The sequence below is a fragment of the Nocardioides sp. Z38_18 genome, assembly GCF_058215695.1.
The window spans coordinates 326,133-339,078 of record NZ_JBZAJE010000001.1 but is presented as its reverse complement, the minus strand read 5'-3'; the positions used below and the strand labels follow the sequence as shown (position 1 = coordinate 339,078).

The 12,946-nt window shown below is 69.9% G+C and carries 10 protein-coding genes; 4 read left to right on the top strand and 6 right to left on the bottom strand.

Features of this window, described 5'->3' with window-relative positions; genetic code table 11:
• The first annotated feature begins 29 nt into the window (after nucleotides 1-29).
• Nucleotides 30-662, top strand: coding sequence for a hemerythrin domain-containing protein (locus tag AC4BGC_RS01640; protein ID WP_490554043.1), 633 nt, complete (start codon nucleotides 30-32; stop codon nucleotides 660-662).
• Nucleotides 663-667: 5 nt separating this feature from the next.
• Here AC4BGC_RS01640 and glmM read toward each other — a convergent pair whose 3' ends face one another.
• The 3 genes from glmM to rplM are packed head-to-tail and all read right to left on the bottom strand — an operon-like array spanning nucleotide 668 to nucleotide 3,013.
• The gene (gene glmM, locus AC4BGC_RS01635; RefSeq protein ID WP_490546490.1) at nucleotides 668-2,017 is read right to left on the bottom strand and encodes a phosphoglucosamine mutase; all 1,350 of its coding nucleotides are present in this window, start codon (nucleotides 2,015-2,017) and stop codon (nucleotides 668-670) included.
• Between the two features lie 19 nt (nucleotides 2,018-2,036).
• Entirely contained in the window at nucleotides 2,037-2,528 is a 492-nt protein-coding gene (rpsI, locus tag AC4BGC_RS01630; RefSeq protein WP_490546491.1) for a 30S ribosomal protein S9, read from the bottom strand.
• A 41-nt stretch (nucleotides 2,529-2,569) separates the two neighbouring features.
• The gene (gene rplM / locus AC4BGC_RS01625; protein WP_490546492.1) at nucleotides 2,570-3,013 is read right to left on the bottom strand and encodes a 50S ribosomal protein L13; all 444 of its coding nucleotides are present in this window, start codon (nucleotides 3,011-3,013) and stop codon (nucleotides 2,570-2,572) included.
• A 336-nt stretch (nucleotides 3,014-3,349) separates the two neighbouring features.
• On the opposite strand from rplM, the gene AC4BGC_RS01620 reads away from it, so the two are divergent.
• Entirely contained in the window at nucleotides 3,350-4,651 is a 1,302-nt protein-coding gene (locus AC4BGC_RS01620) for a citrate synthase (RefSeq protein WP_490546493.1), read from the top strand.
• A gap of 485 nt (nucleotides 4,652-5,136) precedes the next feature.
• Nucleotides 5,137-7,941, top strand: a complete 2,805-nt coding sequence (locus tag AC4BGC_RS01615) for a bifunctional glycosyltransferase/CDP-glycerol:glycerophosphate glycerophosphotransferase (protein ID WP_490554042.1) — start codon at nucleotides 5,137-5,139, stop codon at nucleotides 7,939-7,941.
• A 40-nt stretch (nucleotides 7,942-7,981) separates the two neighbouring features.
• Here AC4BGC_RS01615 and AC4BGC_RS01610 read toward each other — a convergent pair whose 3' ends face one another.
• The 3 genes from AC4BGC_RS01610 to AC4BGC_RS01600 form a co-directional block, all read right to left on the bottom strand.
• Complete coding sequence (locus tag AC4BGC_RS01610; RefSeq protein WP_490554041.1) at nucleotides 7,982-9,568, bottom strand: long-chain-fatty-acid--CoA ligase; 1,587 nt, start codon at nucleotides 9,566-9,568, stop codon at nucleotides 7,982-7,984.
• A gap of 90 nt (nucleotides 9,569-9,658) precedes the next feature.
• Nucleotides 9,659-10,543 (bottom strand): EamA family transporter, encoded by an 885-nt coding sequence (locus tag AC4BGC_RS01605; protein WP_490554040.1) that lies wholly within the window; start codon nucleotides 10,541-10,543, stop codon nucleotides 9,659-9,661.
• A gap of 213 nt (nucleotides 10,544-10,756) precedes the next feature.
• Nucleotides 10,757-11,968 (bottom strand): PucR family transcriptional regulator, encoded by a 1,212-nt coding sequence (locus AC4BGC_RS01600; RefSeq protein WP_490554039.1) that lies wholly within the window; start codon nucleotides 11,966-11,968, stop codon nucleotides 10,757-10,759.
• Nucleotides 11,969-12,133: 165 nt separating this feature from the next.
• Between AC4BGC_RS01600 and AC4BGC_RS01595 the strand changes: the two genes are divergently transcribed.
• Nucleotides 12,134-12,946 (top strand): ABC transporter ATP-binding protein, encoded by an 813-nt coding sequence (locus tag AC4BGC_RS01595; protein ID WP_490554038.1) that lies wholly within the window; start codon nucleotides 12,134-12,136, stop codon nucleotides 12,944-12,946.

Sequence of the window (12,946 nt, the reverse complement as noted above, 5' to 3'; positions counted from 1 at the left end):
GGCTGCCCGCGACCCTAGGGTGAGCAGGCATGGCACAGATGAGCATGAACAAGGTGATCCATGCGGCGGTACGCCGGGACCTCGACCGGTTCCATGCGGCGCTGACCGCCTTCCCCGACGGGGACGCGGACCGGGCACGAGCCCTCGGGCGGGCCTGGGACAACTTCGAGACCGAGCTCACCCATCATCACGAGGGCGAGCACGAGATCGCCTGGCCCGCGCTGGAGCAGGTCGGCGTGGACCGTGTGACGCTCGAGCAGATGGACGCCGAGCACCACGCGATGGCCGCCGCGATGACCGGAGCCGGGACCGCCCTCAGCCAGCTGCAGGCGTCGCCGGGGGCCGACCAGGCCGCGGCGGCCGCCACCGCGATGGACCGCCTGCGCGAGGTCACGGTGCTCCACCTCGACCACGAGGAGCAGGTGATCGAGCCGACCTACATCGCCAACCACGACTCACCCGCGATCAAGGCGATGAGCCGCAAGTTCTCCCGCGCCCAGTCGCTGCCCGAGGCGGGCCGCTTCATGGCCTGGCTCACCGACGGCGCCAGCCCCGAGGAACGGGCGGCCCTCGCCCAGAACGTCCCCCGTCCCGTCGTGGCGGTCCTCAGCGGCCTGTTCGGCAGGAGCTACCGCAAGCAGATCGCCCCCACCTGGACCTGACCGGGTCAGGCCAGGGTGAGCTGGTCGCGTACGACGAGGGCCAGGCGGTCGGCGATCGCCTGGGCCTGCTCCGCGCTCGCGGCCTCGACCATGACGCGCACGAGCGGCTCGGTGCCGGAGGGGCGCAGCAGCACGCGGCCGGAGTCGCCCAGCTCGGCCTCGGCGTCCGCGACCGCCGCGGCGAGGACGAAGTCGTCCTCCGCGCGGGCCTTGTCGACGCCGGGGACGTTGACGAGCACCTGCGGCAGCCGGCGCATCACCCCGGCGAGGTCGGCCAGCGAGCGGCCGGTGGCGACCATCCGGTCCAGGACGTGCAGGGCGGTGAGGATGCCGTCACCGGTGGTGGCGTACCTGCTCATGATCACGTGGCCGGACTGCTCGCCGCCGAGGGTGAACCCGAGGTGCTTCATCGCCTCGAGGACGTAGCGGTCGCCCACCTTGGTCTGTCGTACGCCGATGCCGGCCGCCTTCATCGCCTGGACGAAGCCGAGGTTGCTCATCACGGTGGCCACGACCGTGTCGTCCTGCAGCTCACCGGACTCGCGCATCGACAGGGCCAGGATCGCGAGGATCTGGTCACCGTCGACGATCTCCCCGGACGCGTCCACGGCCAGGCAGCGGTCGGCGTCACCGTCGAGGGCGAAGCCCACGTCGGCGCCGTGCTCGAGCACCGCGCGCTGCAGCACGTCGAGGTGGGTGGAGCCGCAGCCGTCGTTGATGTTCAGCCCGTCGGGCTCGGCGCAGATCGCGACGACCTCGGCGCCGGCGTCGCGCAGCGCCCGGGGACCCGCCTGCCAGGCAGCGCCGTGGGCGCAGTCGAGGACGACCTTGATGCCGGCGAGGGGGTGCTGGATCGTGGAGACGAGGTGCGCGGCGTACTCGGCCACGGCAGTGGTGTGCTCGCGGACGCGGCCCACGTCGCCGCCGGTGGGGCGGTGCCACGGCTCGCGCAGGCGCTTCTCGATGGCCACCTCGATGGCGTCGTCGAGCTTGACCCCGCCGCGGGAGAGGAACTTGATCCCGTTGTCGGGCATCGCGTTGTGCGAGGCCGAGAGCATCACGCCGAGGTCGGCGCCGAGCTCGGCGGTCAGCCAGGCGACGCCCGGGGTGGGCAACTCCCCGAGGAGCAGCACGTCCACCCCTGCAGAGGCCAGGCCGGCGACGACCGCGGCCTCCAGGAACTGTCCCGAGATGCGGGTGTCGCGACCGACGACCGCTACCGGTCGGTGTCCGGCGAAGATGCCGCGCTCGCCCAGCACGTGGGCAGCCGAGACGGACAGGTCGAGGGCCAGCTCGGCGGTCAGGGACCCGTTGGCCAGGCCCCTGACCCCGTCCGTTCCGAAGAGACGCGTCATCGCACCTTCTCCGGGTGGATCAGCGCTTGCTGAACTGAGGTGCCTTGCGCGCCTTCTTCAGACCAGCCTTCTTGCGCTCGATGACGCGGGCGTCACGAGTCAGCAGGCCGGCCTTCTTCAGACCCGGGCGGTTGGCCTCTTCGTCGAGCCAGTTCAGGCAGCGGGCCACGCCGAGGCGCAGGGCGCCGGCCTGACCGGTGATGCCGCCGCCGTGGATGCGGGCGATGACGTCGAAGCGACCCTCGAGCTGCGTGGTGGCGAACGGCTCGTTCACGACCTGCTGGTGCAGCTTGTTGGGGAAGTAGCTCGCGAGCTCGCGACCGTTGACGATCCACTTGCCGGTGCCGGGGACGATGCGCACACGGGCGACCGCCTCCTTGCGGCGGCCGGTGGCCGCGGCGGGACCGATCGTGGCCGGCTTGAGGGGCGCGTCGGCGCTGGGGGCGCTCTCGGAGGAGTAGGCGATGCCCTGCTCGTTGACCTCGAAGGTCTCGGTCTCTACGTCAGCCACGGTGTTCCTTTGCGGGTTCGTCTCGGAAGATGAAGAAGTAGTCACTGGGAGATCTGCTTGATCTCGAAGGGCTTGGCCTTCTGGGCGGTGTGCGGGTGGTCGGGCCCGGCGTACACCTTGAGCTTCTTGAGGATCTGACGCCCGAGACGGTTCTTGGGCAGCATCCCCCACACGGCGTTCTCGATCGCCCGGCGGGCGTCCTTCTCCAGCAGCTCGCCCATCGGGATCGAGGAGAGGCCACCGGGGTAGCCGGAGTGCCGGTAGGAGAGCTTCTTGGTCGCCTTGTCACCCGAGAGGGACACCTTGGAGGCGTTCACGACGATGACGAAGTCACCGGTGTCGGCGTGGGGGGCGAAGATGGTCTTGTGCTTGCCGCGGAGGAGTCCGGCGACCTGGACGGCGAGCCGACCGAGTCGGACGTCGGTGGCATCGATCACGTGCCACTCGCGCTGGATGTCGCCGGGCTTGGGGCTGTACGTACGCAACGTCGTAGGCCTATCACTCGTTCGTGTCCGTCCCGGGCTGATTCCCGGGCCGGTGGTGGTACCGCGTCTTCTGACGAACACTGCCCGCACCCACGGTCCGGTGGACCGACGGCGAGTCTGCGACGGGGCCACAACGAAGGAGCCCTGACGCGGCAGGAGACGCGACCCTTGAGATTACCGGCCGTGCGGGGCGCCCGTCAAAACAGGGCGGGCTGGCCGGTCCCGACTGGGCTGGCATAGGTTGATCTTGGTGTACGCCGGGCATCCTCGACGTCGCCGCACGATCATGACATCGGGCCCACCGCCCCCCGACACGAGCACCCCCGAGGAGCCGACGTGACACCCACCGGTGACAACACCCTCACCGTCCGAGACAACCGGACCGGCAAGGACTACGAGATCCCGATCACCGACGGCACCATCCGCGCCGGCGACCTGGGACAGATCAGGATCGACGACGACACCCCCGGCCTGGCCACCTACGACCCCGGCTTCACCAACACCGCGTCGTGCAAGAGCTCGGTCACCTTCATCGACGGCGAGAAGGGGATCCTGGAGTACCGTGGCTACCCGATCGAGCAGCTGGCGGAGAAGTCCAACTTCCTCGAAGTGGCCTACCTGCTGATCCACGGCGAGCTGCCCACCAAGGAGCAGTACGACACCTGGGTGCACGAGATCACCCACCACACGTTCCTGCACGAGAACGTGAAGACCTTCATGCAGGGCTTCCGCTACGACGCCCACCCGATGGGCATGCTGATGGCCTCGGTCGGCGCGCTGTCCACGTTCTACCCCGAGTCGGGCAACATCCAGGACGCCGACAACCGGCACATGCAGATCGTCCGGATGATCGCCAAGATGCCGACGCTGGGCGCCTGGGCCTTCCGGCACGCGCAGGGCAAGCCCTACGTCTACCCCGACAACGAGCTCAGCTACACCGCCAACTTCCTCTCGATGCTGTTCAAGATGAGCGAGCAGAAGTTCGACGCCGACGAGCGCCTGGTCAAGGCCCTCGACGTGCTGTTCATCCTGCACGCCGACCACGAGCAGAACTGCTCGACCAACGCGGTCCGCTCGGTCGGTTCCTCACAGGTCGACCCCTACTCCGCCGTCTCGGCCGGGGTGGGCGCCCTCTACGGGCCGCTGCACGGCGGCGCCAACGAGGCCGTGCTGCGGATGCTGCGCCGGGTGGGCAGCAAGGAGAACATCCCCGACTTCATCAAGGGCGTGAAGGACGGCAACGAGAAGCTGATGGGCTTCGGCCACCGGGTCTACAAGAACTACGACCCGCGCGCCACGATCATCAAGAAGGCCTGCGACGACGTCTTCGAGGTCACCGGGGTCAACCCGCTCCTCGAGATCGCCCAGGAGCTGGAGAAGATCGCGCTCGAGGACGAGTACTTCGTCAAGCGCAAGCTCTACCCCAACGTGGACTTCTACTCCGGCCTGATCTACGAGGCCTTCCAGTTCCCGCCCGAGATGTTCACCGTGCTCTTCGCCATCGGTCGTACGCCGGGCTGGCTGGCGCAGTGGCTCGAGCTGGTCCAGGACAAGGACCAGAAGATCGCCCGTCCCAAGCAGATCTACACCGGCGACCGCACCCTGGACTTCGTCCCGGCCTCCGAGCGCTGGAAGTGAGCTGAGAGGTCCCGGCCGGTCGACCGGCCGGGACCTCCTCCGCAGATCCCACGCCTTGGATCACTCGGTGGCACGGGCGAGCGCGGCGCTCTCCTGCTCGAGCAACGAGGCGCTGCGTCGCGCGGCGACGAGCGCCGCATCCACCCCGCAGGCCGAACAGCCGCTTGGTCCACAGCAGGTAGGCCACGGCGAACACGTTGACGGCGCCAGGCCTCACCCACGGCGGTCTGGGCGCAGAGCCGGTCGGCGAGCACCCGGTCTTCCGGTCGGTAGGTCACGTGCCCCCGCCAGCCGCAGCACAGCGCATTCCAGTCGAGCTGCGCGAACGGGCGCCTCATCCCTCCAGCGTAGGCAGGCACTGTCCACAGAGTGGGAAGTGCCACAAACGGCGCCCCAACGGGGCGTAGTTGCCCAGTTCGGGCTGAAACGGTGGCTACCATCAGCCCCGTTCTGAACAGCAACTGATGCAGTCCAAGGAGTACGCCGTGCGCGAGAACGTCCTGGACAGAGAACTGTCACCGACCTTCACGTTGATCTCAGCGGTCTACAACGTCGAGAAGTACCTCGAGGAGTTCATCGCCTCCGTCGAGGCGCAGGACTACCCACTGAGCCGCGTCCAGGTCGTGATGGTCGACGACGGGTCGACCGACACCACCCCGCGGATCCTCGCCGAGTGGGCGGCTCGCCGGCCCGAGCTCGTCACCGTCATCACCAAGGAGAACGGCGGGGCCTCCTCGGCCCGCAACGCCGGCCTGCCCCTTGCCCGGGGCGCCTGGGTCAGCTTCCCCGACCCCGACGACCAGCTGGCGCCCGACTACCTGACGCAGGTGGCTGCCTTCGTGCACGGCCGGCCCGAGGTGGCCATGGCCGTCACGGTCCGGACGATGTTCTCCGAGGCCACGGGCGCCCGGACGCTGCACCCGCTGACGCAGGTGCATTTCCGCGGAGGCAACCGGGTCAGGAACCTGGACGAGGAGCCCGACTTCTTCCACGAGAGCGCGCCCACCGCGTTCTTCCGCACCGAGATCGTGGCCCGCACGGGCCTGCGCTTCGACGAGCGGGTCCGGCCCGCCTTCGAGGACGGGCACTTCTGCGTCCGCTACCTCCTGAGCCTGGAGCACCGTCTGGTCGCGTATCTCCCGAATGCGCACTACGACTACCGCAAGCGGCTCGACAAGAGCTCGGCGCTGGACACCAGCTGGTCCGACCCGGACCACTACACGGCCCAGCTCGAGTTCGGTTACCTCGACGTCCTCCAGCAGGCGCGGGCGCGGTTCGGGCACGTGCCGCACTGGCTCCAGACGAACATCCTCTACGGGCTCTCCTGGTACTTCCAGCACGACACGAACGGGCGCCCGATGGCCACCGCCCCTCACTGCGACATTGCCGGTGAGTTCCACCGGCTGCTGGGCCAGATCGCGTCGTTCCTCGACCCCCTGGTGGTGCAGACCTTCAGGCTGCGCCGGTTCGACCTGGCCTGGCGCACGATCCTGCTGCACGCCTACCGGCCCGAGCACTGGCACTCCGACTTCGTCTTCATCAGCAAGCTGGACGCCTGGCACCGGCTCGTGCGAGTCAGCTACACCTACACCCACGAGGCCCCGCACGAGGAGTACTTCAGCGACGGTGTGCCCGTGGAACCGGTCTTCGCGAAGACCCGGAGCGTGGTCGCCTTCGACCGCACCCTGATGTTCGAGCGGATCGTCTGGCTGCCCTCGGGGGCGATCCGGGCCCGCCTCGACCACACCGAGGTCGAGGCGCGGCTCGGTGGGCGGGAGGTGCCCCGGCACTCGCTGCCGCTGGCGGTGATCCGGTCGCGGCTGGTGCCGCGACTGGTGGCCAGGCAGCGAGACCGCGCACGGGCGAGCGCCCGGCGGGAGCCGCTGAGCGCCTTCGAGCGATTCGTGGTCTGGCTCTCCGCCACCGCGCTGGTGCGACGCTACTTCGGCAACGCCTGGGTGCTGATCGACCGGATCGACAACGCAAACGACAATGCCGAGTTCCTCTTCCGCTACATGCGCCGGCACCGGCGGAAGATCAACGCCTGGTTCGTGATCCGCAAGGGCACCGCGGACTACCGGAGGCTGCGCAAGGACGGCTACCTGCGGATCATCCCGCACGGTTCACTGCGGTGGAAGCTGCTGATGCTGAACTGCCGCCACCTCGTCTCCTCCCACGCCGACCCGCCGATCGACCGGCCGCCCGCGATCACCCGGCTGCGGCCACCCCGGTGGCGGTTCTCCTTCCTGCAGCACGGCGTGATCAAGGACGACCTCTCCAGGTGGCTCAACCCCAAGGACCTGGACCGGTTCTTCACCAGCACCCGTGCCGAGTACGAGTCGATCGTCGGCCACGGCTCGCCGTACCGCTACACCGAGCGGGAGACCAAGCTGACCGGCATGCCACGGCTCGACGTGCTGCGGGCGGCTGGTGAGCGTGTCGGGCCCGACGACCGCGACCTGCTCCTGCTCGCCCCCACCTGGCGCCGGTGGCTGATGACCTCGAGCACCGAGAGCGGAACCGGACAGCAGCCGATCGACCTGGCCGACTTCGTGCGTACCGAGTTCGCCCAGAACTGGCTCGGCCTGGTCACCGACCCGCGGCTGAAGCGGCTCGCCGAGGACCAGGGGGTGCGGGTGGGGCTGCTGATGCACCCGAACCTGCAGCCGCTGAGCGGCGAGCTGGACCTGCCCGAGCACGTCCAGGTGTTCACCTACGACGGCCAGGACATCCGCACGCTCTTCGCGCGCGCCCGCGTCCTGGTCACCGACTACTCCTCGGTGTCCTTCGACGCCGCCTACATCGACCGCCCGGTGGTCTACTTCCAGTTCGACCGGGACCGGGCTTGGAGCGGCGAGCACCCCGGCAGACCGGGCTACTTCGACTACGACCGCGACGGGTTCGGGCCGGTGGCCCTCACCGTCGGCGACGCCGTCTCGGCGATCATCGAGACCGTCGAGCACGGCCCCGAGCCGCGCCCGGAGTACCTCGCGAGGATCGCGGAGACGTTCCCGGTGCGGGACGGGCGCTGCACCGAGCGGGTCTTCCTCGAGATCCGGCAGTCCACCCGCCGCGCGCCGAAGGTCGAGGCGTCGTACCCCGCCGCGGCCCTGGCGCAGCCTCGTGAGCTGGCCGAAGTCAGCAGCTCGCGGCGTGCCGTCCTCCGGGGAATAGCCGTGCATGACCTCACGGAGGTCGAGGCCGGGCTCATGACGCGCTCCGAAGAGGAAGTGCGACGTGTGGGCCGCGGCACGCGCCAGGCTCCGGAGCCCCAGGACGAATCCGCCTGACACCAACCCGGCCGGGCCAACCGGCCCGCGAGCCGCTCGCTCAGACCGTGGAGCGGTCGCGCCCCTCCCAGTAGGGCTTGCGCAGGTCGCGCTTGAGGATCTTTCCGGTCGGGTTCCGGGGCAGGGCTTCGAGGATGTCGACCGACTTGGGGCACTTGAAGCTCGCCAGCTGCTCGCGGCACCACGCGATCAGCTCGTCCTCGGTGGCCGAGGTGCCGGGCTTGAGGGCGACCACGGCCTTGACCGTCTCCCCCCAACGCTCGTCGGGCACGCCGATGATCGCGACCTCCATCACGGCCGGGTGCTCGGCGAGCACCCGCTCGATCTCCGGGGAGTAGATGTTCTCGCCGCCGGAGATGATCATGTCCTTGAGCCGGTCCTCGACGTAGACGAAGCCGGCGGCATCGACCTTGCCCATGTCCCCGGTGCGGAACCAACCGTCCTCGGTGATCACCTGGGCAGTGTCCTCGGGCCGGTTCAGGTAGCCCTTCATCAGATGCGGCGTCCGGAACCAGAGCTCACCGTGCTCACCGGTGGCGACCTCCCGCTCGGTCTCGGGGTCCACCACCTTGACCTCGGTGCCCGGGATGCACTGGCCGGCGCTGACCAGCCGCTCCGGGTGCTCCTCGTCGCGGTGCGCCTCCGGCATCAGGTGGGTGATCACGCCGCAGACCTCGGTGAGGCCGTAGACCTGGATGAAGTCGGTGTCGGGCCAGGCCGCGATCGCCGCGCGCAGGAGCGGCAGCGGCATCGGCGCCGCGCCGTAGCAGTAGGTCTTCAGGTTGCCGAAGAGCTTGATCGCGTCATCGCCGGACTGGAGCACCTGCGCCAGCACCGCCGGCACCAGGAAGGTCCGGTTGGCGCCCTGCATGATCGCCCCGGCCAGCGACGCGCCGTCCGGGTCGCGCGTGACCACGCTCGGGACCCCGTCGTGGATGCCGAACAGCACGTACGACGAACCGCCCACGTGGAACAGCGGCATCGAGACCATGTTCTTGTCGCCCTCGTCGAACGCCCAACCGTCATGGGCGTTCACGGTGTGGGCGATCATGTTGTCCTGGGTGAGAGCAACGCCCTTGGGACGGCCGGTGGTGCCAGAGGAGTACATCACCAGGCAGACGTCCCCGGGCTCGACCTCCGGGTCGCGCCCGACCGGCTCGGCCCCCGCGAGCAGGGCCTCGTACTCGTCGCCGTCCGCGCCGTCGGGGGTGAGCTCGATGACGTGCTCGACCGTGGTCAGGCTGTCGCGGATCTTCTCCACCAGCGGCATCAGCTCGGAGCCGACCACCAGCACCTTCGCGCCCGCGTCGTTGACCGCGTAGTCGACCTCCGCGCCGGCGAGGCGGAAGTTGATGATCGCGTTGGCCGCCCCGAGGCTGGCCGCGGCCAGGGTCAGCTCGACGCAGGCCGGGTGGTTCTTGTCCAGGAACGAGACCACGTCGCCGCGACCGACGCCCATGGCCTTGAGGGCACCCGCGAGGCGGCGTACCCGCTCCTCCCACTGCGCCCACGTCCACGTGCGGCCCAGGTAGGTGAACGCCTCACCGTCGGGGTTTGCCGCCGCCCAGTGCGCCAGTCGGTCGTCGAGGAACCGGGGCGTGGCGAGCTCGGTGGCGGCGACGGTCATGGGCGTGCTCCTCGGTCCGGGGGTCGGGGTGCGCAGCAGCGTGACACACGTCACGTCACCGGGCAAACGACCCCCGGCCACCGGCACGGGTCAGGTCATCTCGATGTGTCCCGGCTCCTCCGGACGCCGCAGGCCCATCACGATCGCGCTGGCGAGCACGACGAGTGCGAGGCCCAGCAGCTGCAGTGGTTCGAGGCGCTGACCCAGCAGGAGCAGTCCGGCCAGTGCGGCCACCGCGGGCTCCAGGGACAGCAGGATGCCGAAGACGGCAGCGCTGAGCCGGCGCAGGGCGAGCAGCTCCAGCGAGTACGGCAGCAGCGAGGACAGCACGGCGAGCCCGAGCCCCTTGAGGAGGTGCTCGGGTGTCCAGAGGCCGGTGCTCCCGAGCCCGGCCGGGAGCACCACGACCGTCGAGACCGCAAGCGCGAGCGCCAGTCCCTCGAGTCCCTCGAACGCGGCGCCGGTACGCCGGCTCAGCAAGATGTACGCCGCCCACAGCGCCCCAGCGGTCGCCGCGAGCAGGAGGCCGATCAGGCTGAGCTCGTCGAAGGGGACCGTGAGGGCACCGGAGATGAGCACGACCCCGCACGCGGCGGCGGCGACCGCCAGGAAGTCGAGTGGCCGCCGGGAGAGCACCGTGGTGAGCACGAGCGGACCCAGGAACTCCACGGTGACCGCGACGCCGAGCGGCAGGTGGGCCAGCGAGCTGTAGAAGCTCCAGTTCATCAGTCCCAACGTGGTCCCGAACGCCACCACGGTGAGCCAGGCACCGCGCGAGTGCGCTCGCAGCCGCGGCCGGGCCAGGGCGAGCAGGATCAGCGCCGAGATCGTGATGCGCAGCAGCACCGACCCGCCGGCCCCGATCTCCGGCACCAGCGTGGCCGCGAGCGCTCCCCCGAACTGCACCGAGACCACTCCGCCCAGCACCAGGAGGGGGGCCGGCACGGAGGCGGCCGACGGGGTACGACGAAGCACGCAGGCCAGCGTAGGACCGCTCCCCCGGTCCTCGTCGAGAGGGCGGCGTCAGCGGCTGCGCCGGACGCGACCCTCGTCCCAGACCGGCCCATCGGACTCGTAGACCGACCCGTCGGCGCCGTAGACCAGTTGGCGGTCGAAGTCGGCTGGTTGACCGCTGCGAGGGGTCTCGACTGATCGCTCGCTGCGCTCGCTGCTCGACCGCCTAGGACCTCACTCGCAGTAGGTCTCGCGCTCCACCGACATCAGCCCGAGCTGGAGCATCAGCTTGTCGCGCGGATCGGCGAGGCTGCGCCCGGTGAGCTGCTCGATCTGCTTCATCCGGTAGATCACCGTGTTCCGGTGGCAGTAGAGCTCCTCGGCCGCGTGCTTGGCCGAGCCGTCGTGCCGCAGCAGCGCCGACAGGGTGTCCAGCAACGTCCGTGTGTGTCCGTCCGGCTGCGCCAGCAACGGGCCCAGGGTCCTTGCCAGGAGAAGTGGCGCGATCTGGGGACTGCCGGCGAGCAGGACCTCCGGCAGCCGGTCCAGCACGGAGACCACCTCGCGCTTTCCGTGCGCCACGGTCTCTGCGGCGCGCGTCGCCAGCTGGAAGGCGGTCGCGAAGCCGGCGAGGCCCTCCGGTGACGCGGCGACGCCCACTCGGCCCATCGAGTGCGGGGTGAACAGCTCCACCAGGCCAGGCTCCTCGGGCAAGGGGCCTGCCAGCAGCCCGAAGTAGACGCCGGCCCGGACGTGCCAGAACGACGCGATACCGAGCCGCTCCAGCCGGTCCTCGGCCGGGGTGAGTGGTTCGTCAAGCGCCCCGTCGAACAACGCCACGACACAGGCGATGGCGGCGTCGCCGCCGATGCCGAGAGCCTCGCGAGCGCCGGCATCGAACTCCAGATCGGCACCGCGCCCCTCGACCAGGGCGTCCAGGATGCTCTGCTGGCGCTGCAGGTCGCGACGCTGCAGCCGGGCGCTTTCTCGCCGGTACCCGTCGATCATCACGGCGTTCTGCACGTCGAGCGCTCCCCACACCGCCAGTCCCGCCTCCAGCAGGACGGCGTCGTCGATCTCGCTCCTCCGGGACTCCTCGACGAGGCTCTGCCACAGGATGCGCGAGCCCAGGGTGTAGGCACTGAGCACCAGCTCCAGAGGCACGCCTTGACGAGCCCGGCGACGACCCGTCTCGCGCCACAGTTCGACGGTGGAACCCTCCTGCACCCCGGTCTCCGAGAGCACCTCGAGTCCGCGACGGATGTGCACCCGGGTGCTCTCACGCACGTCGGCGCGCAGGTCCGGACCCACCCGGTCGTAGGTGTCCCGGTCGCGCTCGAACAGCACTGCCGAGATGGCGTCGGCGATCGCATCCGCCCGCGCGAACAGCAGGCCCCAGGCGGACGCCACTCGGGCCCGCGTCGGAGGCACTTGGGCCGGGCGCATGACAGCACCGTTGCACTCGTGGCCCGAACTGACCAGCACCTGCCGTCGATTCGAGCTCGGCCACCAAGCATTTTTGGGCGTTCGGCCCAATGCGCATTCTGTGCTCTGGGACCAAAGTGGTCCACATCACATGCAAGGCACCCGTCCCACGGGAAGGCGACCGGAATGGACCCGACGCACGCCCAGGCCACTCCCGGCCCCGCGAGCCAGGCCCCTGGGTTCGACCTGCGCGACGTCACGGTCACCTACGGTGGCCTCACCGCCCTCAGTGAGGTCAGCCTGAGCGTCTCCCGGCACCAGGTCCACGGCGTGATCGGGCCCAACGGGGCCGGCAAGACCACGCTGTTCAACGTCGCCTGCGGGTTCACGACACCGGACAGCGGTGTCATCGCCTGGCACGGGCAGGAGCTCAGCCGGCTCCGACCGCACGACCTCGCCGGGCTCGGTATCGCCCGCACCCTGCAGGGCGTCGGCCTCTTCGACCGGATGAGCGTGCTGGAGAACGTGGTCCTCGGTGCCGACGCGCACGCGAGAGCCGGCTTCCTCAGCTCCCTGTTCGGACTGCCCCGCTCGGCCCGGGAGGAACGTCGCCTGCACGCGAACGGCCTGGAGGTCCTCGACCGCCTCGGCATCGTGGAGTACGCCGACCGGCAACCCGCGAGCCTGCCCTACCCGGTCCGCAAGCGCGTGGCTCTTGCCCGAGCCCTGGCGGCCCAGCCCGAGCTGCTGCTGCTCGACGAGCCGGCGAGCGGGCTCTCCGCGGAGGAGATCGACGAGCTCGGCGCCCTCGTCGGTGAGCTGACCGGGGAGATGTCGGTGCTGCTCGTGGAGCACCACATGGACCTGGTGATGTCGGTGTGCCATGAGCTCACCGTCCTCGACTTCGGCCGGGTCATCGCCCAGGGGACTCCCGCGTCCGTGCGGGACGACCCGGCCGTGCTCTCGGCGTACCTCGGCACTGCGGTGGAAGGGACCTGA